Below are 26,169 nucleotides of genomic sequence, written 5' to 3'. Positions count from 1 at the left end.
CGGTCTCAGTCGAGCCGCAGCTTCGCTTCGGCGAAGGCATACAGCGGGCGCCACAGCAGGCGGTTGAACAGGGTAACGAACAGGGACATCACGGCGATGCCCAGGATGATCTTCGGAAAGTCGCCGGCGGCGGTGGTCTGCGCGATGTATGCGCCGAGGCCGTGCGCCTCGATCCTGGTCGTGCCCCACTGCACCGCTTCCGACACGATGCTCGCGTTCCATGCGCCGCCCGAAGCGGTGATCGCGCCGGTCACGTAGTACGGGAAGATGCCGGGCAGGATCGCCTGGCGCCACCACTGCCAGCCGCGGATCCGGAAGTTCGTCGCCGCTTCGCGATAGTCGTTCGGATAGGACGTCGCGCCGGCGATCACGTTGAACAGGATATACCACTGCGTGCCGAGCACGATCAGCGGCGACAGCCAGATATCCGGGTTCAGGTGGAAGCGCGCGATCACGATCACGAACACCGGGAACAGCAGGTTCGCCGGGAACGCGGCGAGGAACTGCGCGACCGGCTGCAGCTTCTCGGCGAGCTTCGGGCGCAGCCCGATCCACACGCCGACCGGCACCCAGATCACCGACGCGATCGCGATCAGCACGACCACGCGCACCAGCGTGATGAGGCCGAGCACGATCACGTGACCGACCTCGCCCATCGTGACGCCGGTCGACACGAAGCTGACGACGCGCCACACGATATACGCGGTGCCGAGCAGCACGAGGGCCGCCCACGCGATGTCGACCGTGCGCGACGCCTTCTTCTCGACTTTCGGCAGCGCGAAGCGCATCGCACCCGACAGCGGCAGGCGCAGCGGAATCCGCGCGGCCTTCGCGAAGAACCAGCCGGCCGGCACGAGCAGCTGATGGATCAGGCGCGTGCGGCGCACGAGGTCGAGCAGCCACGATTGCGGCGCATCGCCCGACGCGGTGTTCTCCATCCGGAACTTGTCGGCCCATGCGATCAGCGGGCGGAACAGGAACTGGTCGTACGCGAGGATCACGACCGTCATCGTGAGGATCACCCAGCCGATCGCGACGAAGTTCTTGTCCGAGATCGCCTGCGCGAGATACGCGCCGATCCCCGGCAGCGTGATCGTCTGGTTGCCGACGGTGATCGCCTCCGACGCGACGACGAAGAACCAGCCGCCCGACATCGACATCATCATGTTCCAGATCAGGCCCGGCATCGAGAACGGCACCTCGAGCTTCCAGAAGCGCTGCCACGACGTCAGGTGAAAGCCGCGCGACACCTCGTCCAGATCGCGCGGCACCGTGCGCAGCGACTGGTAGAAGCTGAACGTCATGTTCCACGCCTGGCTCGTGAAGATCGCGAAGATCGCCGCGAGCTCGGCGCCGAGCACGCGGCTCGGGAACAATGCGAGGAAGAACGTGACCGTAAACGAGATGAAGCCGAGCACCGGCACCGACTGCAGGATGTCGAGGATCGGGATCAGCACCATCCCCGCGCGCCGGCTTTTGGCCGCGAGCGTGCCGTAGACGAGCGTAAACACGAGCGACGCGACCATCGCGGCGAGCATCCGCAGCGTGGTGCGCAGCGCGTATTCGGGCAGGTTCGACGGATCGAGCGAGATCTTCTGGGTCTGAAGGGTCCCGATCGGCGCCATCGTTTCATGAAACCCGACGACCGCCATCGCGATCAGGCAGATGATCAGCGGGAACGCGATGAAGTCCCACCGGTTCGGCAGGACGCGCCACGCGGACGCGTTGGCGGTCCGGTTCGGATTGAAGAATCCGACGTCCATCAGGCGCCCTCCCCGGTAAGGCCGAACGAAGCCGGCAGACGATGTTGATTCATGGCAAAGCGCTCGGGCGCGGTAATTCGACGCGGTAATTCGATTGATTCACGATGTCACGCCGGCGCGGGCGCCGTGCGTGCAAGCTGCGCTGCGGCGCGGCAGGCCGCGACGGCACGACACTACACCAACCTGTATTTCAGGTTCAACCGTTCGGGGCCGGCGCGGCGCCGCGGGACGCGGGCGGTGCACGGAGCGTGCCCGGCGCGCCGGCGAACGCGCGGTGCGGCGCAGCCCGGCCGCAGTCGGCCGGCCGGCATGCAGGCCCCGAATTATGCCGTGATCCGGGCCGGCCGGGAACCCGCCAGCGGCCACACGCGCGCAAACCATGCCGGACGTCAGCGGGCGATCGCGGCGAAGCGGGTATGATCGGGGCTAGCCCCTCGGGTCTGCCGACAGGCCGTCCACGGGGATTGACCGACCAGCGGGAGGAAGGGAATGGCAGGAAATTTGGTGATCGTCTGCCGCGATCAGGACGCCGATGCGTTCTACGAGCTGATGCAGGAATACGGGTCGTTCCAGACCCGACTGTCGTCGACGGCGTGGTACCTGAACATGAACGTCGTGCCGGAATCGCTGCAGGAGGAAATCCTGGAGCGCCTCGGCCGCTATACGACCGTCTATATCTTCGAGGCCACGAGCGTGACCTACAACACCATCGACAGCAACGCCGCCGAGACGCTCGGCACGCTGTTCGGCGAGTGACGCCGCGCGGCGCCTGCCCGGCAGGCGCCGCCTCCGCCGCTTACGCGGCCTGTGCGTGCGGTTCGTCCTTCGGCACCACGTCGAACGGGAACGTCATCGCGACGCGCAGGCCGCCCTCGGGACGGTTGCCGATCTCGCACGCCCCGCCCAGCCTCAGCACGAGCCGCTCGACGATCGCGAGCCCCAGCCCGCTGTGGCCGTTCCCGCCGCGCGCCGGGTCGAGCCGCACGAACGGCCGCGTCGCGGCCGCCAGATCGCGCGGCGCAATCCCGCCGCCGCTGTCGCTGACCGCCAGCACATAACCCGTCGGCGTACGCGCCGTCTCGACGAGCACGGGCGGCGCGCCGTACGCGTGCGCATTGTCCAGCAGGTTCGACAGGATCCGGTCGAGGGTCGCGGTCGGCAGGCGGAAGCCTGCGTCGGCGGCCAGATGCGTCTGGACCGCCGGTGCGTTCGGCGCGACCGCCCGATAGCTGCGCGCGATCCGCTCGCAGGTCTGGTCGACCGGCACCGGCTCGCTGCGATCGGCGCCGCCGTGCGCGAACACGAGGAACTGGTCGACGATGTGCGACATCGAGTCGACATCGCGCACCACGCCGTCGCGCAGCCGCGCGTCGTCCATCATTTCGGCGCGCAGGCGCATCCGCGCGAGCGGCGTGCGCAGGTCGTGCGCGACGCCGGCCAGCATCACCGCGCGATCGCTTTCGGCCTGCGATACCTGTTCCACCATCTGATTGAAGCCGTGCGTGAGCTGGCGCAGCTCGCGCGGGCCGCGCTCGCGCAGCGGCGGCACCGGCTGGCCGCGGCCGAAGCGCGCGACCGCGCGCGCCAGCGAGCGCAGCGGCTGCTGCAGCTGCCACGCCGCGAACAGCGCGGCGATCACGCCGGCCGAGAAAATCGTGCCGAGCCACAGCAGCATCCGGTCGAGCGAGCGCGGCGGGCGCAGCGGCTGCACCGGCACCACGATCCAGTTGCGATCGGTCGGCTCCTTGACCCACAGCACCGGCGGATGGCCCGGCGCGCCGATCTCGACCTGGGTACCGGCCGGCATCCGCTCGCTCACGTCGTCGCGGAAGCGCTTGAGCGGCGCCGGCAGCTTCGAAGCGTCGTCCTTCGGCACGTCCGGGCTGCCGGGCGCCACGAGCCGCACGCGCGACGGCAGCGGCTGGTCCGGCGTGCGCTCGACGTGCTGGCGCACCGCGTCGACGAGGAACGCGGCCTCCTCGACCGCATAACGCGTCTGCATCTGGTTACGCTCCAGGCGCATCGCGAAGAACCACGCGAAGTGCGACAGGAGCAGCACGCCGACGACCAGCAGCGCCAGCCGCCCGAACAGTGAATCAATGGGTTTGCGCATGGGCCTCGCCGTCGGGCACGAACACGTAGCCGCGCCCGCGCACCGTCTGGATGAAGCGCGGCGTCGACGGATCCGTTTCGAGGATGCGGCGCAGGCGCCACACCTGGACGTCGATGCCGCGGTCGGTGCCGTCGTACTCGGGCCCGTGCAGCAGCTCGAGCAGCCGCTCGCGCGTGAGCGTGCGCAGCGCGTGGTTCACGAAAATCTTCAGCAGCGCGAATTCGCTGCTCGACAACGTGGCCGGCTTGCCGTCGACCGACAGCGTGCGCGCCTGGAAGTCGAGCAGGAAGCGGCCGAACGCGAACGGCTCGCGCTGTTCGGGTGCCGCCGCCGACGGCGTCGCGCGGCGGCGGCGCAGCACGGCCTGCACGCGCGCGAGCAGCTCGCGCGGGTTGAACGGCTTGCCGAGGTAGTCGTCCGCGCCGAGTTCGAGCCCGACGATGCGGTCGACGTCGTCCGCGCGCGCCGTCAGCATGATCACGGGGATGTCGTCGCCGGCCGCGCGCAGCTGGCGCAGCGCGGTCAGGCCGTCGACGCCCGGCATCATCAGGTCCAGCACGATCAGGTCGGGCCGCTCGCGCTCGAGGCGCTTCTCGAGCGTCGCCGCGTCGTGCAGCACGGACACTTCCATCCCCTGGCGCACGAGATAGTCGCGCAGCAGGTCTCGGAGTTCTTGGTCGTCGTCGACGATGAGGATCTGGGTAGTCATGGCTCGAAGTTTACCGCGCGAGGGCGGAGTCGAAGAACGAAACAAAGGAACGAAAGGGTTACTGCGGGTTACCGCGCAAGGGAACTGTAATGCACCGTAATCGGGCCGCCATCCCGCGTAACACCCGCCCGGGGACGCCCCGCTAACCTGCGTCTTACCGGATGCGGCACATGGGCCACCCCGCGCACCGCATCGCCGGACCCTCTCGATTCAAGGAGTTTCTGAAATGTATAAGAAGACATCCCGCGTGGCCATTGCGGCCGCCACCGTGCTCGCTCTCGCATTCGGCACCGCGCATGCCGCGCAACCCAACGACATGCCGCCGCCGGGCGGCCCGGGCATGCATCACATGCACGGCGGCCATGAAGGCGGCCCGTTCGGCGCGATCATCAAACTGCACGACCAGCTCAAGCTGAACGCGTCGCAGGAACAGCAATGGCAGACTGCCGTCAACACGATGAAGCAGAACCATGAAGCGATGCGCAAGAGCCACGAGCAGATGCGCGAGCAGTTCAAGGCCCAGCAGAACCAGCCGATCCTCGACCTGAGCGCGATGCACGCCGCCCGCCAGCAGGCCGAGCAGCAGAACGCGCAGTTGCGCGAGCAGAGCTCGGCCGCGTGGCTCGCGTTCTACAACGGGCTGAACGACCAGCAGAAGACGACGGTCAGTACCGCGCTGAAGCAGCAATTCGCGCAGATGGAGCAGCGTCACGAGAAGATGAAGGAACGCTGGCAGCAGCACCGCGCGGCCAAGGCCGCGTCGGCGCCGGCGCAGTAAGCCGGCAGGCCGCCTCACCGGGCGGCATCGGAGGGGACGCGGGCGCCTGGCCCGCGTCCCCTGTTTCATTTCAGGCGACGTCGAACAGCAGCACCTCGGCCGCCCGGCCGCGCGCGAACGCGACCGCATCCACCCCGGCGATCCGCGCGCCGTCGCCTGCGGCCAGCGCGTGGCCGTTGACCTCCACGTCGCCGCGCGCCACGTGCACGTAGGTGCGCCGTCCGGACGCCACATCGAACTCCGGCAGGCAGATTTTAGTTCTTCGGGTTTACCTGTACTGTAGGGGCGCTCCACGCGCGCCACAATCCGGCGCCAGCGCCGGCGCACCGCATCGTTGCATCGACGAATCCAATCAACGCAATACTCGTTGCGAATACCACGATTGTCGCAACGGCCGGTTCGAGGAATCGATCGGTCGCGCCGGATTGCCGTTTTCCGGGTATCGCGTTCGGGTAAAATACCGCCCTTTTGGCGTTCGCCCGTCCGGCGGGCGCCGTTGCCAGCGCGCCGAAACACGAATTTTGGCCGTCTAGAATACGCCGCGGCGCCCGGCCCGACCGGCCGCGAGCGCCCCCCGGAAGTGAGCGACAAAAGCATGCAAATGAAGAAGGCCGCCCTGTGCGCCGCCCTCGCCCTCGTGGCGGGCAGCGCCTTCGCGAAAGAGTGGAAGACCGTGCGAATCGGTGTCGATGCCAGCTACCCGCCGTTCGAGTCGACCGCGCCGAGCGGCGAGATCGTCGGTTTCGACGTCGATCTCACCAAGGAAATCTGCAAGCGGATCAACGTGAAATGCGTGTGGGTCTCGCAGGATCTCGACGGGATCATCCCCGCGCTGAAGGCGAAGAAGTACGACGTGATCGTGTCGTCGCTGACCGTCACGGACAAGCGCCGCGAACAGATCGACTTCTCCGACAAGGTGTACGACGCGCCCGCGCGGATGATCGCGAAGGCCGGCTCGCCGCTGCTGCCGACGGTCGCATCGCTGAAGGGCAAGCGCGTCGGTGTCGAGCAGGGCTCGACGCAGGAATCCTATGCGAAGGCGTACTGGGAACCGCAGGGCGTGACGATCGTGCCTTACCAGAACCAGGACCAGGTCTATGCCGATCTCGGCTCGGGCCGCCTCGACGCGACGCTGCAGGATGAGCTGCAGGCCGACTACGGCTTCCTGCGCACGCCGCGCGGCAAGGGTTTCGCCTTCGCCGGGCCGGAAGTGAAGGATCCGAAGACGATCGGCGACGGCACCGCGATCGGCCTGCGCAAGGACGACACGGACCTGAAGCTCAAGATCAACAAGGCGCTGGCCGACATGCACAAGGACGGCACGTACGACCGGCTGTCGCACAAGTATTTCTCGTTCAGCGTCTACTCGGCGCGCTGAGCGCCGACAATGGCGGCAAGCGGATGCGGGGGCGGCCCCGCGTCCGGCAGTACAGGCAGTCAACCACGCGCCGCCCCCCCCCTCCCCCGCCGCTCGCGCGACGGGCTGGCCCGGCACCGTTGCCGGGGCGGACGGTCATGATACGTACGGGGCGTTCCGCGCAGCTTGGGCGAACGGGTCTTTCGCGGCGCACCGCGTGCGCCTTCGGGGACACCCCAGGGACCACACCAGGGACCACATATGTTTCTACAAGGCTACGGCCCGCTGATCCTCGCAGGCACCTGGCAAACCGTCAAACTGGCGGTGCTTTCGCTCGCGCTGTCGTTCCTGCTGGGCTTGCTCGGCGCGGGTGCGAAGCTGTCGCGCAACCGCTTCACGAACGGCGTCGGCACCGTCTACACGACGCTGATCCGCGGCGTACCCGATCTCGTGCTGATGCTGCTGCTGTTCTACAGCCTGCAGATCTGGCTGAACATGGCGACCGACGCGCTCGGCTGGGACCAGATCGACATCGACCCGTTCCTCGCCGGCGTGCTCGTGCTCGGCTTCATCTACGGCGCGTACTTCACCGAGACCTTCCGCGGTGCGTTCCTGTCGGTGCCGCGCGGCCAGCTCGAAGCCGGCAGCGCGTACGGGATGACCAGCTGGCAGGTGTTCGCGCGGATCATGTTCCCGCAGATGATGCGCTTCGCGCTGCCGGGCATCGGCAACAACTGGCAGGTGCTCGTGAAGTCGACCGCGCTCGTGTCGATCATCGGCCTGGCCGATGTCGTGAAGGCGTCGCAGGACGCCGGCAAGGGCACGCTGCGGTTCTTCTTCTTCACGCTGATCGCCGGTGCCGTTTACCTCGCCATCACGACGATCTCGAACTTCGTGCTGATGTGGCTCGAAAAGCGCTACTCGACCGGTGTCCGCAAGGCTGACCTATGATCGAACTCATCCAAGAATACTGGCGCAACTACCTCTACACCGACGGCTTCCGGATCACCGGCGTTGCCATCACGCTGTGGCTGCTGGTCGTGTCGATCGGCCTCGGCTTCTGCCTGTCGGTGCCGCTCGCGGTGGCCCGCGTATCGAAGAAGAAATGGCTGTCGAGCGCCGTGTGGCTCTATACGTACGTGTTTCGCGGCACGCCCCTCTACGTGCAGCTGCTGCTTTGCTACACCGGCCTCTACAGCCTGCAGGCCGTGCGCGGCACGCCGCTGCTCGACGCGTTCTTCCGCGACGGGATGCACTGCACGCTGCTCGCGTTCACGCTGAACACCTGCGCGTACACCACCGAGATCTTCGCGGGTGCGATCAAGGCGACGTCGTACGGCGAGATCGAGGCTGCGCGCGCGTACGGGATGTCCACCTTCACGATGTATCGCCGCGTGATCCTGCCGTCGGCGCTGCGCCGCGCGCTGCCGCTGTACAGCAACGAAGTGATCCTGATGCTGCATGCGACGACGGTGGCCTTCACCGCGACCGTGCCGGACATCCTGAAGATCGCGCGCGACGTGAACTCGGCGACCTACATGTCGTTCCACGCATTCGGCATCGCCGCCCTGCTCTATCTCGTGATCTCGTTCACGCTCGTGTGGCTGTTCCGCCAGGCCGAGCGTCGCTGGCTCGCGTATCTGCGCCCGCAAGGCAAGTAAGTTTTCGCAGGACTATTCATGAATTCCCAGACTCAGAAGCTGTTCGTCGACGATCTCCACAAGCGGTACGGCGACAACGAGGTGCTCAAGGGCGTGTCGCTGAAGGCGAACTCGGGCGACGTGATCAGCGTGATCGGCTCGTCCGGTTCCGGCAAGAGCACGATGCTGCGCTGTATCAACTTCCTCGAGCAGCCGAACGCCGGCCGCATCGTCGTCGACGGCGAGGAAGTGCGCACCACGAAGGACAAGACGGGCGCGCTGCGCGCGGCCGATGCGAAGCAACTGCAGCGCGTGCGCACCAAGCTGTCGATGGTGTTCCAGCACTTCAACCTCTGGTCGCACATGAACGTGCTCGAGAACGTGATGGAAGCGCCCGTCAACGTGCTCGGCATCCCGAAGAAGGAAGCCGAGGATCGCGCGCGTGAATATCTCGAGAAGGTCGGCCTCGCGCCGCGCGTCGAGAAGCAGTACCCGTCGCATCTGTCGGGCGGCCAGCAGCAGCGTGTCGCGATTGCGCGTGCGCTCGCGATGCATCCCGACGTGATGCTGTTCGACGAGCCGACGTCGGCACTCGATCCGGAGCTCGTCGGCGAAGTGCTGAAGGTGATGCAGAAGCTCGCCGAGGAAGGCCGCACGATGATCGTCGTCACGCACGAGATGGGCTTCGCGCGCAACGTGTCGAATCACGTGATGTTCCTGCACCAGGGGCGCGTCGAGGAAGAAGGCGTGCCGTCCGAGGTGCTGGTGAATCCGAAGAGCGAGCGCCTGCGCGCGTTTCTGTCGGGCAGCCTCAAGTAACGCGCACGACGGCGTCGTGCTTGCACCAGGCGGGCGCCAGGCGGCGCCCGTTTTCCGTTTACGCGGCGTCCACCGGCGCGCCGTCGGCGAACGCGCGCAGCGCTTCGCCCGCGAGCCGATAGCGGACCCATTCGCTTTGCGGCGCGGCGCCCACGCTTTCGTAGAAGCGGATCGCCGGCTCGTTCCAGTCGAGCACGCTCCATTCGAAACGCCCGCAGCCGGTGTCCACGGCGATGCGCGCGAGCGCCTTCAGCAGCCGCAGCCCGGCGCCCGCGCCGCGAAAGCGCGGCGACACGTACAGATCCTCGAGATACAGCCCCTGGCGGCCAAGCCACGTCGAATACGAGAAGAAATACACGGCAAAGCCGGCCGGCTCGCCGTCGACCTCGCAGATCAGCGCGCGCGCCGGCGAGCCTGCGTCGAACAGGCTGTGCTCGAGCGACGCGGGCGTCGCGACCACTTCATGCTCGGCCTTCTCGTAGACGGCCAGCTCGGTGATGAAACGCAGGATTTGCGGCACGTCGGCGACGGTCGCGGGACGGATATCGATTTGCACGACAGGGAGCCCTCCTTCGGCCCGAACTGAAAACGGAATGCGCGGCCGGCCGCGCAACTGCGCATGAGGCGTGACGCGTGACGCCGCTCTGATCGACATGCTACGTTCACGGCACAACTGCAGGAAGTGCAGTTTCTTCATCCGGACATGAACATGATGCATCCCGAGTTGCGCCGTCTCGACCTGAACCTGCTGCTCGCATTCGACGCGCTGTACCGCCACCGCTCGGTCGCCGCGGCCGCGCACGAGCTGGCGATGAGCCCGTCCGCGCTCAGTCACGCACTGGCACGGCTGCGCGACGCGATCGGCGATGCGCTGTTCGTGCGCCTCGGCAACGAGATGCAGCCGACCGTGCGCGCGGACGACATCGCCGCGTGGGCCGGCGACGCGCTCGACACGATGTCGAAGGGGCTCGCCCGCGCGCGCCGCTTCGATCCGGCGCTAAGCGACCGCACGTTCGTGTTCGCCGCGAGCGACTACATGGCGTTCGCCGTGCTGCCGGCGCTGCTCGCGCGCATCGAGCAGGTCGCGCCGCGGCTGCGGATCCGCGTCGTCCACTCCGACCGCAAGATCGCGATCGACGAGCTCGCGGCCGGCCGCATCGATTTCGCCCTCGGCTATCACGAGGAATCGGCCGCCGACGTGCCCGGCATCGAGGATTTCGACTGGTTCTCGGACGACTACGTGGTGATCGCGAGCGCCGCGCATCCCGACATCCGCCGGCGGCTGACGCTCGACCGGTATCTGGCCGCGCGCCACGTGGTGGTCACGCCGTGGAACGAGTCGCGCGGCGTGGTCGACTACGTGCTCGACCGGCTCGGCCTCGCGCGGCAGGTCGCCGTGCAGTTGCCGAGCGTGCTGGCCGCACCGTTCGTGATCGCGGAGTCGGCGCTGCTGATGACGGTGCCGAACCGTGCCGCGCAGGCGCTGCGCCATGCGGCGCCGATCCGCCTCTTCCCTGCGCCGTTCGAGATCCCCCGCTATACGGTGAAGGTCTATTCGCACGTGAAGCACGCGCGCAACGATGCGCACAAGTGGTTGCGCGCTCAGCTGCTCGACGCGCGGCCGGCGCAGGGGTCCGCCTGAGCCGGGCACTGCGGACCACGACGACGACGGGCGGAAACGCATTTCAGGCATGCGTTTGCGGCAGCGTCAGGTGATGACGAAGCACCGTCAATTTATTACGAAATACTTACCAATTGCGCGCCCGAAACGCCTACGCCGGCGCTCCGCGAACGTCAATAGTGGCAATCCTTGACCCATCCCCGCCGCTTCCGTGTCTCCCTTCTCTGGCAAGGGTTTTCCTGGGATCGACCAGCGCGTGGGCACCCGCTTTGTACTGTGTTGCATGGCAAATTGGCGACACGTGTTAGTCAAACAACGATTTCCATCGCCACAAAATTGTATTTTTGCTAAATTAGTAACCAAAGTAGCAAAACGAAGTTCGTGAAATGTAGTTTAGCTTCACGACACAACAAGGAGACCCCGCAAGCCGACCCGGCTGCGCGGGACCGCTCAACGGTTTTTCCGTCCGCTTGCCCGCGTGCCGCGCTTACCGGCCTTGCACGAGGTCTCCCTGGTTATCCCGCTTTTCGCTTTTGCCCGACGCTCGCCGCGCCGGGCATCTCGTGCAGTCTGGGTTGACTTTTTGACAGGGTATGGAGGAGATGATGAAGAAAGCTTTGGTCGCGGCCGCGCTGATGGCTGCTGGGGTGGTTACGGCGCACGCGCAGAGCAGCGTGACGCTGTATGGTCGCCTGGATGCCGGCCTCGAGTACCTCAACGGCCTGCAGAATGGCCACCAAGTGCGCGCGGAAAGCGGCGACTGGGGCACGAGCCTGTGGGGCTTGAAGGGTAGCGAGGACATCGGTGGCGGCAACAAGGTCCTGTTCCACCTCGAAGGCGCGTTCAACACGATGACGGGCGGCTTCAGCGGCTCGATCTGGGATCGTTTCGCGACCGTCGGTATCTCGAACGACCGCTACGGTACGCTGCTGCTGGGTCGCGAACTCGCGATCGCGAACGGCGTGTGGGACTTCGATCCGCTGGGCCAGTCGAGCTGGTCGTCGGCGTCGCTCGTGCGCGGCCGCAACTGGAACAAGACCAGCAACAACGTGTCGTACCAGTCGCCGTCGTTCTACGGCCTCGACTTCTACGGCCAGTTCGCGTTCTCGAACTCGACCAGCTTCAACGGCAACACGACGGCCGGCCAGCCGGGTCGTGCAGCCGGTGCGCAGGTCACGTACACGAACTCGCTGTTCCAGTTGCGCGGCATCTACGACGAAACGCGCGACAGCAACGGCCGCTTCTCGGACGTGTTCAACTACTCGCGTGAATACTTCGCCGGCGTGAACGTGTTCCTCGGCCAGTTCAAGCTGCAGGCGGCTTATCAGTCGTCGCACGCGGACGGCAGCGGCGGCCCGGCCGTCAACAACGGCATCACCGGCACCCAGCAGGTCTGGGGCGGCGTGACGTGGCAGGCAACGCCGGCGGCAGCGCTGATCGCGGCCGTGTACCACGTGAATGCGAACCACGGCGGCGGCAACGCGAACATCTACACGGTCGGCGGTTCGTACAACATCTCGAAGCGCACGCTGTTCGACCTGCAGGTCGCGACGGTGCGCAACAGCTCGACGGCCAACTTCGGCCTGAACGCGAACGGTGCAGGCACCGCCGTGTCGACCGGCAACCCGCATCCGGGCGGCAGCCAGACGGGCGTCTACGCCGGCATCCAGCACCTGTTCTGATCAGGCGCCGTCCAAAGAACGATTCGACAACACTTTCCACGCTGCTGCGAGAGGCGCGTATCGGTGCGGTACCCATCCGGGTATCCGCACCGTTTTTTATTGGCGGGCCGCCTTCGTGCGGCCCGCGGCTCGTTCGGCCGAATGCGCCGGATGCGGGGAATCGGCCGAATCAGCCGAATTCGAGCCGAATCAGCCGGAAGCGGCGCTCAGACCGCCGCTTCGTTCTCTTCGCCGGTGCGGATGCGGATCACGCGCTCGACGTCCGACACGAAGATCTTGCCGTCGCCGATCTTGCCCGTGCGCGCCGCGCCGATCACCGCGTCGATCACCTGGTCGACCTGCGCTTCCGCGACGACCACCTCGATCTTCATCTTCGGCAGGAAGTCGACGACGTATTCGGCGCCGCGATACAGCTCGGTGTGCCCCTTCTGACGGCCGAAGCCCTTCACTTCCGTCACGGTCAGCCCGGTGAGGCCGACTTCGGCGAGCGCTTCGCGGACTTCGTCCAGCTTGAACGGCTTGATGATGGCGGTAATGCGTTTCATGATGGTTGTCCCTCGATGCTCGTTTGGATGAAAAATCGCGATGCCGATTTCAAGCCGTAAGTGTAAGCCGTAAGCCGGCCCCTCGCGTACGGCCCGACACGGCTCAGTCGACCCGCTCGGTAAAGCGTGACGTGATCGGATAGCGCCAGTCGCGCCCGAACGCGCGATGCGTGACGCGAATGCCGATCGGCGCCTGGCGGCGCTTGTATTCGTTGACCTTGATGAGCCGCGTCACGCGCTCGACGTCGGCCTGGGCATACCCGGCCGCGACGATCTCCGCGAGCGGCCGGTCCTCCTCCATGTACATCCGCATGATCGCGTCGAGCACGTCGTACGGCGGCAGGCTGTCCTGGTCGGTCTGGTTCTCGCGCAGCTCGGCCGACGGCGCGCGCGTCAGGATCCGCTCGGGGATCACGTCGCGCGGGCCGTAGTCGGCGGTCGCGTTGCGATAGCGGCACAGCCGGTAGACCAGCGTTTTCGCGATGTCCTTGATCACCGCGAAGCCGCCGGCCATGTCGCCGTACAGCGTGCAGTAGCCGACCGCCATCTCGCTCTTGTTGCCGGTCGTCAGCACGATCGAGCCGAACTTGTTCGACAGCGCCATCAGCAGCGTGCCGCGGATGCGCGCCTGGATGTTCTCCTCCGTCGCATCCTCCGCGCGGCCCGCGAATTCGACCGCGAGCGCCGCGCGGAACGCGTCGAACATCGGCGCGATCGCGATCTCGTCGTAGCGCACGCCGACGCGCCGCGCCATCTCCGCCGCGTCGGTGGTCGAGATGTCGGCCGTGTAGCGCGACGGCATCATCACCGCGCGCACGCGCTCGGGGCCGAGCGCGTCGCAGGCGACGGCCAGCACCAGCGCCGAATCGACGCCGCCCGACAGCCCGATCAGCGCGCCGGGAAAGCCGTTCTTGCCGATGTAGTCGCGCACGCCGGTCACGAGCGCGCGATAGACCTGCGCGTCGACCGACAGCTCGGGCGCGATCGCGCCGGGCAGCGGTCGCGCCCCGTCGAATTCGACGATCGCATGCCCTTCGTCGAACTGCGGCATCTTCGCGACGAGCGCGCCCTGCGCATCGAGCACGAACGAGCCGCCGTCGAACACGAGCTCGTCCTGCCCGCCGACGAGGTTCACGTACACCATCGGCAAGCCGGTTTCGCGGATCCGCGCGCGCAGGATGTCGATGCGCAGCGCTTCCTTGTTCATGTGGTACGGCGAACCGTTCGGGATCAGCAGCACCTGCGCGCCGGCGGCCTTCGCGATCTGCGCGGCCGACGCATGCCACGCGTCCTCGCAGATGATCACGCCGAATTTCACGCCGTTCAGCTCGAACACGAGCGGCCGGGCGTCGGTCGCGAAATAGCGCTTCTCGTCGAACACGTCGGCGTTCGGCAGATCCTGCTTGCGGTAGGTGCCGACGATCTCGCCGCCGACGATCAGCGACACCGCGTTGTAGGTGTCGGACGGCGGCACGCCGCGCTCGATCGGGCGGTTTGCATTACCATCGACCGCTGACGCGCGCGCATCGTCGGGATCGGCGCCAGCGCCGCGCAGTGGATGACCGACCAGCACCGCGAGCCCGTCGAACGCGCGCAGCGCTTCGGCGAGCGTGTCGAGCGCGGCCGCTGCGGCCGCATAGAACGCGGGCCGCAGCAGCAGGTCTTCCGGCGGATAGCCGGACAGCGCGAGTTCGGGTGCGACCATCAGTTGCGCACCATCGTTGTGCGCGGCGCGGGCGGCCGCGACGATCCGCGCGACGTTGCCGGCGAAATCGCCGACGGTGACGTTGATCTGGGCGAGAGCGAGTCGGGTCTTCATGACGGGATCGGCGCAACCCGGCGGCGCGCCCTGAACGGCTGACGAAAACGCCTCGGATACAGGCCACGGCGGCACGCATCCGGCGGCTCCAACAGTACGGATTCACGCTTGAAACACGAACGCATCGATTATCGCACGGGCATCCTGTCGTCCCCCGCCGAAGTACCGGCGGACGAATGGAACGCGCTGCTTGAGCGCGACGCGCAGCCAACGCCGTTCCTGCGCCACGAATTCCTCGACGCGCTGCACGTCGCGCGCTGCGCGGTCGACGACACCGGCTGGTCGCCGCACTTCGTCACGCTGACCGATGCGCGCACGGGCCGGCTCGCGGCCGCCGCGCCCGTCTATGCGAAGCAGCATTCGTACGGCGAATACGTGTTCGACTGGGCCTGGGCCGACGCTTACCAGCGCAACAACCTGTCGTACTACCCGAAGCTGCTGTGCGCGGTGCCGTTCACGCCCGTGCAGGGCACGCGCCTGCTCGCGGCCGACGACGACGCACGCCGCCGGCTCGCGGCCACGCTGCTCGCGTTCGCCGAGCAGAGCGACGTGTCGTCGCTGCACGTGCTGTTCCCGACCGGCGACGAAGCGCGGCTGCTCGAGTCGATGGGGATGATGCTGCGCGAAGGCGTGCAGTTTCACTGGCTCAACGACGGCTATCGCGACTTCGACGACTTCCTCGGCACGCTCGAGCAGAAGAAGCGCAAGAACATCCGCGCGGAGCGGCGCAAGGTGCGCGACGCGGGCATCACGTTCCGGCGGCTCGCCGGCGACCAGATCACCGATGCCGACTGGCGCTTCTTCTCGCGCTGCTACCGGCAGACCTACCGCGAGCACTATTCGAGCCCGTACCTGAACCTCGACTTCTTCCGCGCGATCGGCGCGACGATGCCGGAGAACCTGCTGCTCGTCATCGCTGAAGCCGACGGCAAGCCGATCGCGAGCTCGCTCGCCGTCTACCGGCGCGGCGCGAACGGCAGCAGCGGCACCCTGTACGGCCGCTACTGGGGTGCGCTCGAGCACGTGCCCTGCCTGCATTTCGAAACGGCGTACTACCAGTTGCTCGAGTTCTGCATCGAGGCCGGGCTCGATACGTTCGAGGGCGGCGCGCAGGGCGAGCACAAGCTCGCGCGCGGCTTCCTGCCGACCGTCACGCATTCCGCGCACTGGCTCGCGCATCCGGCGTTCGCCGATGCGGTCGCGCACTTTCTCGAACGCGAAACCCAGCAGATCCACGCGTACGTCGACGAGTTGCGCGAACACGATCCGTTCCGGCACGGCGGCGCGTAAGCGCGTCGCGAATCGCAGCACGCGCGGCGGCACGCGCCAATTCTGAGACACTGTCGGCTTCGCATCCCGCCGCCTTTCCATGTCCTGGTTTCTGTATCTGCTCGAGTGCGCCGACGACAGCGTCTACACGGGCATCACGAACGACGTCGCCGCGCGCTACGACCAGCACGCGGCCGGCAAGGGCGCACGCTATACGCGCTCGCGCAAGCCGCGCACGCTGCTCGCGTCGTTCCCGCTGCCCGACCGGTCGATCGCGTCGCGCGTCGAGTACTGGGTGAAGCGGCTCACGCCCGCGCAGAAGCGCGAGTTGGCGGCCGGGATCCGGACGCTGGAATCCGTGTTGCCGGCCGGCATGTCGATCGAAGGGAGCGTCGACGCGGACGGGTTGAAGGCTGGCGTGCGCGGGCGGAAGAAGGCGCAGAAGGACGTGCAGGCCGCCGACATCGGCACAACTGCGGCCGACACGGACCGCCCCGTCAAGAATGCGGCGAAGGCCGGCAATGACGGGAAGGCGCGCAGGTCCGCCAAGGCCACGAAACGCGGGCCGGACGAGCAGACTGCCAGGAAAACGAAGGCCGCGGCTGGCGGCAAGCGCGCGAAGAGCGGAGACGCTGCCGAAGCAACGAAGTCCTCGTCGCGCAGCACGCCCCCCAAACAGGGCAAACCGGCCACGAAGTCCGCGCCGATACGGAAAACGCCGGCGGCCGGCGGCAAGTCCGGCGCGAAGAAGCCGGAGGGCGCCGCACCGGTGCGCAGCCGTGCATCGGCAACGAAGGCGGTCACGGAAGCCGCCGAAGCCCAAGCAGCCCCCGTCGCCGCAGCGCGACGCGCAACGCGCACGACACGGACGAAGACCGTACCGAAGGTACCGACCGTACCAACCGTCGCCGCCCTGCCCGCGCCCGCCCGCACCCGAAAGAACGCCTCCGCACCCGCCAAATCGCGCACAAAGCCGCGCGCAAAACAAAACCGCGCGGCCTCCTGAGGAGACACGCGCGGTTTGCGCTCCGAACGAACCGGCCGCGAGGCCGGCCAGCCGGCTTACTTCTTGTAGTTCGCGACGCCGTCGGTGATTTCCTTGTGCGCGGCATCGATGCCGGCCCAGCCTTCGACCTTCACCCACTTGCCCTTCTCGAGTGCCTTGTATTGCTCGAAGAAGTGCTTGATCTGATCCTTCAGGTACTCGGGCACGTCGTCGATCGACTTCAGGTTCGCCGTCATCGGGCAGATCTTGTCGTGCGGCACCGCGACGAGCTTCGCGTCGACGCCCGATTCGTCGGTCATCTGCAGCATGCCGAGCACGCGCGAACGCACGATCGAGCCGGCCAGCAGCGGGAACGGCGTGATCACCAGCACGTCGACCGGATCGCCGTCGCCCGACAGCGTCTGCGGGATGTAGCCGTAGTTCACCGGGTAGCGCATGCCGGTACCGATGAAGCGGTCGACGACGAGGAGACCCAGCTCCTTGTCCGCCTCGTACTTCACCGGATCGCTTTGCGCGGGGATCTCGATGATCACGTTGAAATCGTGCGGCAGGTCCTTGCCGGCCGGAACATGATTGAAGCTCATAGCGCTCTCTGTTGGTCGATGGGATGGGAATTCGGGACAGGGCGCCGCGACCGTTGCACCGCCGCGGGCGTCCCCGCAGGGAATGCGCCATTATAGCCAATCGACCGGTGGCATCCGGATGACGATCGGCGCGATAATCGTTCCGGATGTCGGGGCACCGAACCCGCGGCGGCGACGTACGCCGGCTGCGAAGCAAGGGGCCTGAGTTGGCGCTTCCGCGCCAACTCGGGTCGACCGCCGTGGGGATGGAACAAGCGCTGAAGCGCTAACTCCATCCAACCACGCCATGGGACCCGAGTAAGCGCTGAAGCGCTAACTCGGGTCGACAGGAGCAAGCATGGAAGAAGCGAAGCACTTCATCGCGGGCGAATGGACGCTGCCCGCCCAACTGGAGACGATTCCGGTCGTCGACCCATCCGACGGCCAGCCGTTCGCGACGATCGCGCGCGGCACGGCGCCGGACATCGAGCGCGCGGTCGCCGCGGCCCGCGACGCATTCGCGGGCCCGTGGGGCGCAGCGAGCGCCGCCGAGCGCGGCCGCGTGCTGATGCGGCTTTCCGCACGCGTCGCCGATCATCTCGAGGAACTCGCGACGATCGAGGCCCGCGACACCGGCAAGCCGCTGAAGCAGGCACGCGCCGACGCCGCCGCGCTCGCCCGCTACTTCGAGTTCTACGCAGGCGCCGCCGACAAGCTGCACGGCGAAACGCTCCCCTATCAGGCCGGCTACACGGTGCTGACGGTGCGCGAGCCGCACGGCGTCACCGGCCACATCGTGCCGTGGAACTACCCGATGCAGATCTTCGGGCGCAGCGTCGGCGCGGCGCTCGCGGCCGGCAACGCATGCGTCGTGAAACCGGCCGAGGACGCGTGCCTGTCGGTGCTGCGCGTGGCCGAACTCGCGATCGAAGCCGGGCTGCCGGCCGGCGCGCTCAACATCGTCACCGGTTATGGCCATGAAGCGGGCGCCGCGCTCGCGCGCCACCCCGACATCGACCACATCTCGTTCACGGGCTCACCGGCCACCGGCAAGCTGGTCACGCAGATGGCCGCCGAGAACCACGTGCCCGTCACGCTCGAGCTCGGCGGCAAGTCGCCGCAGATCGTGTTCGCCGACGCCGATCTCGAAGCCGCGCTGCCCGTGCTCGTGGCGGCGATCGTGCAGAACGGCGGGCAGACCTGCTCGGCCGGCAGCCGCGTGCTGATCGAGCGCGCGGTGTACGAGCCGCTCGTCGAACGGCTCGCCACCGCGTTCAACGGGCTGCGGGTCGGCCCGAGCCGCGCGGATCTCGACTGCGGCCCGCTGATCAACGCAAAACAGCAGCAGCGCGTGTGGGATTTCCTGTCCGACGCGCAACACGACGGCATTCCGATGGCCGGGCACGGCCAGGTCGTCGCCGACGCGCCCGAAAGCGGCTTCTACCAGGCGCCCGCGCTGCTGCGCGACGTGCCGGCATCGCACCGGCTTGCGCAGGAGGAAGTGTTCGGCCCGGTGCTCGCGGCGATGCGTTTCGTCGATGAGGACGAAGCGGTCGCGCTCGCGAACGGCACGCCATACGGCCTCGTCGCCGGCATCTGGACGCGCGACGGCGCACGCCAGCTGCGTCTCGCGCGGCGCCTGCGGGCAGGCCAGGTGTTCATCAACAACTACGGCGCGGGCGGCGGCGTCGGCCACTCAGGTCACGGCCGCGAGAAAGGCTTCGAGGCGCTGTACGGCTTTACCGCACTGAAGACGATCGCGATCCGCCACGGCTGATCCGGATGAACCCGGCCGGCAGCGGCCGGCCGTGCGGCGCAACACCCTGCACTCTTCCAACCCAGGAGACACACCATGCGGTTGAGCGGCAAGACGGCCATCGTCACGGGCGGCGGTTCGGGCTTCGGCGAAGGCATCGCGAAGACCTATGCGCGCGAAGGCGCGAACGTCGTCGTCAACGACCTGAACGGTGCGGCGGCCGAGCGCGTCGCGAGCGAGATCGCGCTGGCGGGCGGCAAGGCGATCGCGGTCGCCGGCGACGTGTCGCGGGACGCCGACTGGCGCGCGCTGCAGCAGGCCGCGCTCGACGATTTCCATGCGGTGCAGATCGTCGTGAACAACGCCGGCACCACGCACCGCAACAAGCCGGTGCTCGACGTGACGGAAGCCGAGTTCGACCGCGTATACGCGGTCAACATGAAGAGCCTGTTCTGGAGCGTGCAGACCTTCGTCCCGTACTTTCGCGCGCAGGGCGGCGGCGTGTTCGTGAACGTCGCGTCGACGGCCGGCGTGCGGCCGCGCCCGGGCCTCGTCTGGTACAACAGCACGAAGGGCGCGATGATCACCGCGAGCAAGTCGCTCGCGGCCGAGCTCGGCGCCGACCGGATCCGCGTGAACTGCATCAACCCGGTGCTCGGCGAGACGGCCCTGATGACCGAGTTCATGGGCTGCGAAGACACGCCGGAGAATCGCGGCCGGTTCCTCGCGACGATTCCGCTCGGCCGCTTCTCGACGCCGCAGGACATCGCGAACGCGGCCCTGTATCTCGCGTCCGACGAAGCCGAGTTCATCACGGGCGTCTGCCTCGAGGTCGACGGCGGGCGCTGCATCTAGCCGCACGGCCGCAATTGCGTTGCGCCGGCGGCGACGGGCGACGCCGCATCGCCGCACCGGCATTCACGGGTATTCGTCGGCATGGCTTTCGCAAGACCCCGGATCGGGCGCGTCGCGCCGGCTCCGGCCCATCACAAGAAAGGACAGGAGACAACATGGCATCATCGACGCAGTCGCTGCCGGGCTCGCCCGGCGCATTCGAGGAAGCAACCTACCGCAAGGTGTCGTGGCGGCTCACGCCGCTTCTGCTGCTGTGCTACGTGGTCGCGTATCTCGACCGCGTGAACGTCGGCTTCGCGAAGCTGCAGATGGCGAGCGACCTGAATCTCAGCGACACCGTCTACGGGCTCGGCGCCGGGATCTTCTTCTTCGGCTATTTTCTGTTCGAGGTCCCGAGCAACATCATCCTGCACAAGGTCGGCGCGCGCGTGTGGATCGCACGCATCATGGCGACCTGGGGCGTGATCTCGATCCTGACGATGTTCGTCACGACGCCCGCGATGTTCTACGTGATGCGCTTCCTGCTCGGCGTCGCCGAAGCCGGTTTCTTCCCCGGCGTGATCCTGTACCTCACCTACTGGTATCCCGCGCACCGCCGCGGCCGGATGACGACGTTCTTCATGACGGCCGTCGCGCTGTCCGGCGTGATCGGCGGCCCGATCTCGGGCTTCATCCTGAAGGCGTTCAACGGCGTGAGCGGCTGGCACGGCTGGCAATGGCTGTTCCTGCTCGAAGGGATCCCGTCCGTGCTGGCCGGCGTGCTCGTGTTCTTCGCGCTCGACGATCGCATCACCAAAGCGAAATGGCTGACCGACGACGAAAAGGCGCTGCTCGCCCGCAACGTCGACGCCGAAGAAGCGACCAAGGAAGACCTGTCGCTCGGCGCGGTGATGTCGAGCCCGCGCGTGTGGCTGATGGCGCTGATCTACTTCTCGTTCGTGATGGGGCTGTACGGCGTCGGCTTCTGGCTGCCGACGATCATCAAGGCGACCGGCGTGATCGACACGGTCATGATCGGCCTGCTGTCGGCGATTCCGTATGCGGCGGCGGTCGTCGCGATGATCCTGATCGCGCACAGCGCCGACAAGCGCCGCGAACGACGCTGGCACCTCGCGATTCCGGCCGCGATCGGCGCGATCGGGCTCGTGCTGTCGGTAATCTGGGCGCACCAGACGGCGCTCGCGATGCTCGGCCTCACGCTCGCGACGATGGGCATCCTGACGACGCTGCCGCTGTTCTGGAGCCTGCCGACCGCGTTCCTCGGCGGCGCGGCGGCCGCGGCCGGCATCGCGATGATCAACTCGATCGGCAACCTCGCCGGCTTCCTGAGCCCGTACCTGATGGGCTGGCTCAAGCAGGCCACGGGCGCCAACGACGCAGGCATGTACATGCTCGCCGGCTTCCTCGTGCTCGGCGGGCTGCTTGCGCTGTCGGTGCCGAAGCGGCTCGTCGACAAGTGACGCGGCGCGCACTCGTGCGCGCGTGCTGTTGGCGCAAATCAGTGCGGTTCGTCGCGAGCCGGGACGGCCCACTGCTGCGGCTCGGCGCGTAGCCCAGCCGGGCCGGCCGGCAACGCGGCGCCGGATGAAAAATGCCCCGAAGGCCGTCCGCCGTTCGGGGCATTTTCGCGTGCGGCGGATGGCCGCGTTCGCGTTCGCGTTCGCGTCAGACCACGGTGATCGCGAGCGCGCTTTCGCGGTAGTGCTTCGCCGCCTTGTCGGTTTCGCCGAGCTGCTCGAACAGGCGGGCGAGCGCACGGTGCGCGCGCACCTTCAGCGCCTCGTTGTCGGCCTGCTTCAGCGCGGCTTCCAGGAACGACTGCGCCTTGCCCCACAGCTGCTGCTGCTGGCACAGACGGCCGAGCGCGAACAGCAGGTCGGCATCCTCCGGATGATCCTTCTTCCACCCTTCGGCCTTCTGGATCAGCGGCAGCGCATCGCCGCCGGCCGTGTCCGGATAGCGGCGCAGCAGACGCGCATCCCAGTTGTGCGCGAGCGCCTCCTCGACGATCCGGCGCGCTTCGGTACGACGCTCGAGCGACACCAGCAGGTCGGCCGCGAGATCGGCGAGACGCGGCGACTGGCGCTCGAGCGGCGACAGCGATTGCCATACCTCGAGCAGCGCGTCCGGGTCGTGCCGGCGTTCGCGCAGCAGGTTTTCCGCCGCCTGCTGGCGCAGCCGCACGGCCGCGGCCGGATGCAGCGCCTCGCGCTTCTCAAGCGCCTTCGCGAGCTTCAGCACCTCGGCCCAGTTCTTCAACTGCTGCTGCGCACGCAGCGCGACCTGCTGCGCATGGATGCGCTTGCCGCCCGCCTGCAGGTCGGCCAGCGCGGCGAGCGCGCCGTCGGCATCGCGCGCGTCCGCACGCATGTCGGCCGCGGCAAGCAGCCGCGCGTCCTGCCATTCGGGCGCGTCGACCTTCGACAGCCAGTCGTCGCGGCGCGTGTACTCGTGCATCCGGTGTGCGGCGGTGGCCGCGACGAGACTCGCGGCACCCTGGTTCGCATCGACCGCCAGCGCATCGCGCGCGGCCTTCTCGGCGCGCGAGAAGCGGCCCGCGTACAGGTTCGCGATCGCGTCGCGCAGCGACGCCGCCGCCTTCTCGTTGCGCGAGCGCGCACGATACGCGGCAACGCGCTGCGGCATGCGCCAGATGTTGCGCACGATGCGCAGCAGCGCGTACACGACGATGAACAGCACGACGACGGCGATCACGAACAGGTTCAGTGACACGTCGACCCGGTACGGCGGATAGACGAGCAGCACCTGCCCCGCGTCGAAGCGGCCGACGGTGGCGAGTGCCGCGGCGATCGCGAACAGGATCGCGAGCCAGACGATTCCTCGAAGCGTCATCGTTACCCCCGGCTCTTGAACTGCTGAACGGCGTTCAGGCTCGTGTTCAGGTTCGGCACCGCAACCGTCAGCGACGCGCTGTCGACCTGCTTGAGCAGATCCTCGACGGACTGCGTGTCCTTCGATGCCTGGTCGAAATACTTGCCGAGCGACGCCTGCGCGGCGTGCAGGTCGCCCTTCATCGCGCCGTCGTTGCGCGCGAGCAGCGACAGCCGCGCGGTGAGCAGGCGCAGCTTCACGTTCTCGCGCACGAAGTAGCCCTGGTCGGGCGACGCGAGCATGGCGTCGGCATTGTCGATGCGGCGCACCTGCACGAGGCCCTTCAGCTGCTGGCCGAGGCCGGCCGAGAAGTCATGCCACCACACCTTCCAGCGCGGCTCGCCGGCCGTGGCCGCGGCCGACGACGCCGCAGCGGCCGGCGCGGCCTTCGGCGCCGCGTGCGGGACGATCGCCTCGCCCGACAGCGGCAGCGCGTCGATCTTCGCGATCGCGTCGTCGAGCTTGATCGCGAGGCCCGTGAGGTCGGCCGACGGCGCGGCCTTCAGCTTCTCGATGTCCTGTGCGAGCGCCTTGCGCACCGTGACGGCCTGCGCGCTCTGCGACGTCGCGAGGCGCGCGTCGGCATTCTGCAGCGCGATCAGCGCGAGTTGCGTGTTGCCGGTGAGCTGCAGTTGCTGGCTCGCGCTCGACAGCATCTGGTCGATTTCCTCGAGCATCCATGCGTCGCGGTTGCGCGACAGGTCCTGGTACTGCTGCTGCAGCGCCTGCTGCGCGCTTTGCGCGTCGGCGAGCTTGCCGTCGAGCTGCGCGAGCTGCGTGTCGACCTGGTGCGTGCTCGCGAGCGCCTGCTCGGTCTTCATGCGCGTTTCGGCGGTTTGCGCATCGAGCGCCTTCTGCCGCGCGACGAACGAATCGCCGAGCCGGTCGACCTTGCGGTTCAGCGCGTAGCCGCCGACGCCCGCCGCGCAGCCGAGCACGACGACGACGAACCACAGGGCCGCGCTGCTGCCGCGGCGCGCACGCGGTTCGGACGCGACATAAGGGGGACTCGACGGCGGTGCGGATGCAGCGGCCGGCTGGGAAGCGACGCTTTTGGAATCGTTGGTATCTGTCATGCGTTTAGTCACCGGTGCGGCTGTCGCCGGTTGGACGGCCTCGTCGGCCATCGTTCGAAACGCGCGGACGATGCGCTCATCGCCCGCGCCGGTCAGCGTAATCCTATCAAAACCCAATGCGCGCGCGGTCTGCTCGATGCGCGGATGCGGCGTCACGAGCGGCGCATGCTTCAGCGCGGCGATCTCGGCGTCGTTCAGATGGGTGCGCGCGAGTTCGTGCAGATTGCGCACGCCTTCCGAACTCGTGACGAGCCATGCATGCGGCGCACCGGCAAGCAGCGCGTGCACGCGCTCCCATGCGCTGACCCGCGGCTCGGGCACGACGCGCCGGTAAGCGGCGACGAGCGTGACGTCGGCGCCGGCTTCGCGCAGCCGCTCGGCGAGCCATTCGCGCCCGCCGTCGCCGCGCACGATCAGCACGCGCTTGCCCGCCAGCGCCTGCGCGCCGCCGAACGCGGCTTCGATGCTCGCGAACAGGCTTTCCGAATCGTAATGGGGGACGCCGCCGTCGGCCGGTGCCTGCGGCGCGATCACGCGATACGCGGGCGCCACGATGCCGTGACGCTCGAGCGCCGCGACGCTGCCGGGGCCGACCACGCCGACCGGCAGCGCGTTCGGCCAGATCGCACCGTACTGAGCGAGTGCGCGGTCGATCGCGTTCGGCGACACGAAGATCACCAAGGCGTAATCGGCGAGCGCCGCGAATGCGGCATCGAGCGGCGCCGGATCGTCGAGCGGCGCGATGTCGATCAGCGGGAATTCGAGGACGTCGCAGCCGGCCTCGGCCAGTTGCGCCGCCAGCGCGTCCGACTGGCCGTCCGGACGCGTCAGGACGGCGGTGAACGCGCGCGCGCCGCCCGCCATCAGGCGTCGCCCTTGCCGGCCTGCGAGGCGGCGAGCAATGCGTTGACGATGTCGAGCGCGCCCTGCGCCTCGAGTTCGTCGGCCACCGCGCGGCCGAGCGCGAGCGCGTCGGCAACGGTCACGACCGCGCCGCACTCCTCGGCGGTCAGCACGCGCTGGCCGTCGGTCGTCGACACGCGGCCCGTCAGGTACAGCTCGCCCGCGCGCCACACCGCATGCGCGGCGAGCGGCACTTCGCAGCTGCCGCCGAGCGCGCGCGACACCATCCGCTCGGCCTCGACCGCGAGCGCGGTCTGCGGGTCGTGCAGCGGTGCGAGCCAGCCGGCGACGTCGGTGCGATGCGCGGCGATTTCGATGCCGAGCGCGCCCTGGCCGGCGGCCGGCGGGCTGTCCTCGACGTCGATCAGTGCACGGATTCGCGCTTCGAGGCCGAGGCGCTTCAGCCCCGCGGCCGCGAGGATGATCGCCGCGTAATCGCCGCGATCGAGCTTCGACAGGCGCGTGTCGAGGTTGCCGCGCAGCGGCAGCACGTCGAGATGCGGATAACGCGCGCGCAGCATCGCCTCGCGCCGCAGGCTCGACGTGCCGACGACGGCACCGGCCGGCAGCGCGTCGAGCGATGCGTAGTCGTTCGACACGAACGCGTCGCGCGGATCCTCGCGCTCCATGATCGCGGTGAGCGCGAAGCCGTCGGGCAGCGCCATCGGCACGTCCTTCAGCGAATGCACGGCGAGGTCGGCGCGGCCGTCGGCCAGCGCGTTCTCCAGCTCCTTGACGAACAGGCCCTTGCCGCCGACCTTCGACAGCGTACGGTCGAGAATCTGATCGCCCCGGGTCGTCATCCCGAGGATTTTCACGTCACAAGCTGGATATAATTTGCGCAGCGCATCACGCACATGTTCGGCTTGCCACATCGCCAGGCGGCTTTCGCGCGAAGCGATCGTCAGCGTCACGGGGGCTTGTGCCGACCGCGGCCCGGCCGAAATAGTCTCGGAATTCATTGCTGGAACATCGAAGGACGGGATGGAAGATCGAACAATGG

23 protein-coding genes and 1 pseudogene are annotated in these 26,169 nt (G+C 67.9%); 13 read left to right on the top strand and 11 right to left on the bottom strand.

Annotation, left to right across the window (positions count from 1 at the left end):
- Nucleotides 1-5: 5 nt before the first annotated feature.
- On the bottom strand, nucleotides 6-1,763 hold the full coding sequence (locus C7H84_RS15830; protein ID WP_121859646.1) for an ABC transporter permease subunit: 1,758 nt from the start codon (nucleotides 1,761-1,763) through the stop codon (nucleotides 6-8).
- A gap of 489 nt (nucleotides 1,764-2,252) precedes the next feature.
- On the opposite strand from C7H84_RS15830, the gene C7H84_RS15825 reads away from it, so the two are divergent.
- Nucleotides 2,253-2,519, top strand: coding sequence for a hypothetical protein (locus C7H84_RS15825; protein WP_027786765.1), 267 nt, complete (start codon nucleotides 2,253-2,255; stop codon nucleotides 2,517-2,519).
- A gap of 40 nt (nucleotides 2,520-2,559) precedes the next feature.
- Here C7H84_RS15825 and C7H84_RS15820 read toward each other — a convergent pair whose 3' ends face one another.
- Both C7H84_RS15820 and C7H84_RS15815 read right to left on the bottom strand, forming a co-directional pair.
- Complete coding sequence (locus C7H84_RS15820; protein WP_121859645.1) at nucleotides 2,560-3,876, bottom strand: ATP-binding protein; 1,317 nt, start codon at nucleotides 3,874-3,876, stop codon at nucleotides 2,560-2,562.
- Entirely contained in the window at nucleotides 3,860-4,585 is a 726-nt protein-coding gene (locus C7H84_RS15815) for a response regulator (RefSeq protein ID WP_006493394.1), read from the bottom strand. The genes C7H84_RS15820 and C7H84_RS15815 overlap by 17 nt, the downstream gene beginning before the upstream one ends.
- Before the next feature lie 226 nt (nucleotides 4,586-4,811).
- Here C7H84_RS15815 and C7H84_RS15810 point away from each other — a divergent pair, with 226 nt between their 5' ends.
- Complete coding sequence (locus C7H84_RS15810) at nucleotides 4,812-5,363, top strand: periplasmic heavy metal sensor (protein ID WP_121859644.1); 552 nt, start codon at nucleotides 4,812-4,814, stop codon at nucleotides 5,361-5,363.
- 70 nt (nucleotides 5,364-5,433) lie between these two features.
- On the opposite strand, the pseudogene C7H84_RS15805 reads toward C7H84_RS15810, so the two are convergent.
- Nucleotides 5,434-5,595, bottom strand: a pseudogene (locus tag C7H84_RS15805) (pirin family protein); the annotation flags it as partial.
- Nucleotides 5,596-5,964: 369 nt separating this feature from the next.
- On the opposite strand from C7H84_RS15805, the gene C7H84_RS15800 reads away from it, so the two are divergent.
- The 4 genes from C7H84_RS15800 (at nucleotide 5,965) to C7H84_RS15785 (ending at nucleotide 9,179) form a co-directional block, all read left to right on the top strand.
- Complete coding sequence (locus tag C7H84_RS15800) at nucleotides 5,965-6,741, top strand: ABC transporter substrate-binding protein (RefSeq protein WP_121859686.1); 777 nt, start codon at nucleotides 5,965-5,967, stop codon at nucleotides 6,739-6,741.
- A 240-nt stretch (nucleotides 6,742-6,981) separates the two neighbouring features.
- Nucleotides 6,982-7,671, top strand: a complete 690-nt coding sequence (gene hisQ / locus C7H84_RS15795; protein ID WP_121859643.1) for a histidine ABC transporter permease HisQ — start codon at nucleotides 6,982-6,984, stop codon at nucleotides 7,669-7,671.
- Nucleotides 7,668-8,381 carry an ABC transporter permease gene (locus C7H84_RS15790; protein ID WP_121859642.1) on the top strand — a complete coding sequence of 238 codons (714 nt, stop codon included), beginning with the start codon at nucleotides 7,668-7,670 and terminating at the stop codon, nucleotides 8,379-8,381. Before hisQ ends, C7H84_RS15790 begins: the two co-directional genes overlap by 4 nt.
- Before the next feature lie 18 nt (nucleotides 8,382-8,399).
- Complete coding sequence (locus C7H84_RS15785; protein ID WP_121859641.1) at nucleotides 8,400-9,179, top strand: ABC transporter ATP-binding protein; 780 nt, start codon at nucleotides 8,400-8,402, stop codon at nucleotides 9,177-9,179.
- 58 nt (nucleotides 9,180-9,237) lie between these two features.
- Here C7H84_RS15785 and C7H84_RS15780 read toward each other — a convergent pair whose 3' ends face one another.
- Nucleotides 9,238-9,735: a GNAT family N-acetyltransferase gene (locus C7H84_RS15780; RefSeq protein ID WP_121859640.1), complete on the bottom strand. Its 498-nt coding sequence runs from the start codon at nucleotides 9,733-9,735 to the stop codon at nucleotides 9,238-9,240.
- Nucleotides 9,736-9,888: 153 nt separating this feature from the next.
- Here C7H84_RS15780 and C7H84_RS15775 point away from each other — a divergent pair, with 153 nt between their 5' ends.
- Both C7H84_RS15775 and C7H84_RS15770 read left to right on the top strand, forming a co-directional pair.
- Nucleotides 9,889-10,821, top strand: coding sequence for a LysR family transcriptional regulator (locus C7H84_RS15775; RefSeq protein ID WP_121859685.1), 933 nt, complete (start codon nucleotides 9,889-9,891; stop codon nucleotides 10,819-10,821).
- A 581-nt stretch (nucleotides 10,822-11,402) separates the two neighbouring features.
- A complete protein-coding gene (locus C7H84_RS15770) occupies nucleotides 11,403-12,482 on the top strand; it encodes a porin (RefSeq protein WP_121859639.1) in 1,080 nt (359 codons plus the stop codon).
- Nucleotides 12,483-12,688: 206 nt separating this feature from the next.
- Here C7H84_RS15770 and C7H84_RS15765 read toward each other — a convergent pair whose 3' ends face one another.
- Both C7H84_RS15765 and C7H84_RS15760 read right to left on the bottom strand, forming a co-directional pair.
- The gene (locus tag C7H84_RS15765; RefSeq protein WP_006398637.1) at nucleotides 12,689-13,027 is read right to left on the bottom strand and encodes a P-II family nitrogen regulator; all 339 of its coding nucleotides are present in this window, start codon (nucleotides 13,025-13,027) and stop codon (nucleotides 12,689-12,691) included.
- A 103-nt stretch (nucleotides 13,028-13,130) separates the two neighbouring features.
- A complete protein-coding gene (locus C7H84_RS15760) occupies nucleotides 13,131-14,846 on the bottom strand; it encodes an NAD+ synthase (protein ID WP_121859638.1) in 1,716 nt (571 codons plus the stop codon).
- Between the two features lie 108 nt (nucleotides 14,847-14,954).
- Between C7H84_RS15760 and C7H84_RS15755 the strand changes: the two genes are divergently transcribed.
- A complete protein-coding gene (locus C7H84_RS15755; protein ID WP_121859637.1) occupies nucleotides 14,955-16,136 on the top strand; it encodes a GNAT family N-acetyltransferase in 1,182 nt (393 codons plus the stop codon).
- Nucleotides 16,137-16,215: 79 nt separating this feature from the next.
- Nucleotides 16,216-17,121 (top strand): GIY-YIG nuclease family protein, encoded by a 906-nt coding sequence (locus C7H84_RS15750; RefSeq protein WP_121859636.1) that lies wholly within the window; start codon nucleotides 16,216-16,218, stop codon nucleotides 17,119-17,121.
- A 56-nt stretch (nucleotides 17,122-17,177) separates the two neighbouring features.
- Here C7H84_RS15750 and ppa read toward each other — a convergent pair whose 3' ends face one another.
- Nucleotides 17,178-17,705, bottom strand: a complete 528-nt coding sequence (gene ppa / locus C7H84_RS15745) for an inorganic diphosphatase (protein ID WP_121859635.1) — start codon at nucleotides 17,703-17,705, stop codon at nucleotides 17,178-17,180.
- 337 nt (nucleotides 17,706-18,042) lie between these two features.
- Between ppa and C7H84_RS15740 the strand changes: the two genes are divergently transcribed.
- The 3 genes from C7H84_RS15740 to C7H84_RS15730 all read left to right on the top strand — a co-directional run bounded on the left by C7H84_RS15740 (nucleotide 18,043) and on the right by C7H84_RS15730 (nucleotide 21,755).
- Entirely contained in the window at nucleotides 18,043-19,461 is a 1,419-nt protein-coding gene (locus C7H84_RS15740; protein WP_121859634.1) for an aldehyde dehydrogenase family protein, read from the top strand.
- A gap of 75 nt (nucleotides 19,462-19,536) precedes the next feature.
- Nucleotides 19,537-20,295, top strand: coding sequence for an SDR family oxidoreductase (locus C7H84_RS15735; RefSeq protein ID WP_121859633.1), 759 nt, complete (start codon nucleotides 19,537-19,539; stop codon nucleotides 20,293-20,295).
- Between the two features lie 155 nt (nucleotides 20,296-20,450).
- Nucleotides 20,451-21,755: an MFS transporter gene (locus tag C7H84_RS15730; protein ID WP_121859632.1), complete on the top strand. Its 1,305-nt coding sequence runs from the start codon at nucleotides 20,451-20,453 to the stop codon at nucleotides 21,753-21,755.
- Nucleotides 21,756-21,960: 205 nt separating this feature from the next.
- On the opposite strand, the gene C7H84_RS15725 is transcribed toward C7H84_RS15730, so the two are convergent.
- Genes C7H84_RS15725 through hemC form a run of 3 tightly spaced genes read right to left on the bottom strand, consistent with a single transcriptional unit; the run spans nucleotide 21,961 to nucleotide 26,128 of the window.
- The gene (locus C7H84_RS15725; protein WP_121859631.1) at nucleotides 21,961-23,148 is read right to left on the bottom strand and encodes a heme biosynthesis protein HemY; all 1,188 of its coding nucleotides are present in this window, start codon (nucleotides 23,146-23,148) and stop codon (nucleotides 21,961-21,963) included.
- 2 nt (nucleotides 23,149-23,150) lie between these two features.
- Nucleotides 23,151-25,127, bottom strand: a complete 1,977-nt coding sequence (gene hemDX / locus C7H84_RS15720; RefSeq protein ID WP_121859630.1) for a fused uroporphyrinogen-III synthase HemD/membrane protein HemX — start codon at nucleotides 25,125-25,127, stop codon at nucleotides 23,151-23,153.
- A complete protein-coding gene (hemC, locus tag C7H84_RS15715; protein WP_121859629.1) occupies nucleotides 25,127-26,128 on the bottom strand; it encodes a hydroxymethylbilane synthase in 1,002 nt (333 codons plus the stop codon). The genes hemDX and hemC overlap by 1 nt, the downstream gene beginning before the upstream one ends.
- Nucleotides 26,129-26,169 lie beyond the last annotated feature (41 nt).

The organism is Burkholderia sp. Nafp2/4-1b (assembly GCF_003635165.1).
GTDB lineage: Bacteria > Pseudomonadota > Gammaproteobacteria > Burkholderiales > Burkholderiaceae > Burkholderia.
Note: the sequence above shows the minus strand (reverse complement) of the source record. Positions and strands in the feature narration are given on the sequence as shown.

What these genes read in the sequence shown, in the direction of transcription:
- C7H84_RS15830 (WP_121859646.1), bottom strand. Translation starts at nt 1,763, where the DNA reads ATGGACGTCGGATTCTTCAATCCGAACCGGACCGCCAACGCGTCCGCG.
- C7H84_RS15825 (WP_027786765.1), top strand. Translation starts at nt 2,253, where the DNA reads ATGGCAGGAAATTTGGTGATCGTCTGCCGCGATCAGGACGCCGATGCG.
- C7H84_RS15820 (WP_121859645.1), bottom strand. Translation starts at nt 3,876, where the DNA reads ATGCGCAAACCCATTGATTCACTGTTCGGGCGGCTGGCGCTGCTGGTC.
- C7H84_RS15815 (WP_006493394.1), bottom strand. Translation starts at nt 4,585, where the DNA reads ATGACTACCCAGATCCTCATCGTCGACGACGACCAAGAACTCCGAGAC.
- C7H84_RS15810 (WP_121859644.1), top strand. Translation starts at nt 4,812, where the DNA reads ATGTATAAGAAGACATCCCGCGTGGCCATTGCGGCCGCCACCGTGCTC.
- C7H84_RS15800 (WP_121859686.1), top strand. Translation starts at nt 5,965, where the DNA reads ATGAAGAAGGCCGCCCTGTGCGCCGCCCTCGCCCTCGTGGCGGGCAGC.
- hisQ (WP_121859643.1), top strand. Translation starts at nt 6,982, where the DNA reads ATGTTTCTACAAGGCTACGGCCCGCTGATCCTCGCAGGCACCTGGCAA.
- C7H84_RS15790 (WP_121859642.1), top strand. Translation starts at nt 7,668, where the DNA reads ATGATCGAACTCATCCAAGAATACTGGCGCAACTACCTCTACACCGAC.
- C7H84_RS15785 (WP_121859641.1), top strand. Translation starts at nt 8,400, where the DNA reads ATGAATTCCCAGACTCAGAAGCTGTTCGTCGACGATCTCCACAAGCGG.
- C7H84_RS15775 (WP_121859685.1), top strand. Translation starts at nt 9,889, where the DNA reads ATGATGCATCCCGAGTTGCGCCGTCTCGACCTGAACCTGCTGCTCGCA.
- C7H84_RS15770 (WP_121859639.1), top strand. Translation starts at nt 11,403, where the DNA reads ATGATGAAGAAAGCTTTGGTCGCGGCCGCGCTGATGGCTGCTGGGGTG.
- C7H84_RS15765 (WP_006398637.1), bottom strand. Translation starts at nt 13,027, where the DNA reads ATGAAACGCATTACCGCCATCATCAAGCCGTTCAAGCTGGACGAAGTC.
- C7H84_RS15760 (WP_121859638.1), bottom strand. Translation starts at nt 14,846, where the DNA reads ATGAAGACCCGACTCGCTCTCGCCCAGATCAACGTCACCGTCGGCGAT.
- C7H84_RS15750 (WP_121859636.1), top strand. Translation starts at nt 16,216, where the DNA reads ATGTCCTGGTTTCTGTATCTGCTCGAGTGCGCCGACGACAGCGTCTAC.
- ppa (WP_121859635.1), bottom strand. Translation starts at nt 17,705, where the DNA reads ATGAGCTTCAATCATGTTCCGGCCGGCAAGGACCTGCCGCACGATTTC.
- C7H84_RS15740 (WP_121859634.1), top strand. Translation starts at nt 18,043, where the DNA reads ATGGAAGAAGCGAAGCACTTCATCGCGGGCGAATGGACGCTGCCCGCC.
- C7H84_RS15735 (WP_121859633.1), top strand. Translation starts at nt 19,537, where the DNA reads ATGCGGTTGAGCGGCAAGACGGCCATCGTCACGGGCGGCGGTTCGGGC.
- C7H84_RS15730 (WP_121859632.1), top strand. Translation starts at nt 20,451, where the DNA reads ATGGCATCATCGACGCAGTCGCTGCCGGGCTCGCCCGGCGCATTCGAG.
- C7H84_RS15725 (WP_121859631.1), bottom strand. Translation starts at nt 23,148, where the DNA reads ATGACGCTTCGAGGAATCGTCTGGCTCGCGATCCTGTTCGCGATCGCC.
- hemDX (WP_121859630.1), bottom strand. Translation starts at nt 25,127, where the DNA reads ATGGCGGGCGGCGCGCGCGCGTTCACCGCCGTCCTGACGCGTCCGGAC.
- hemC (WP_121859629.1), bottom strand. Translation starts at nt 26,128, where the DNA reads ATGAATTCCGAGACTATTTCGGCCGGGCCGCGGTCGGCACAAGCCCCC.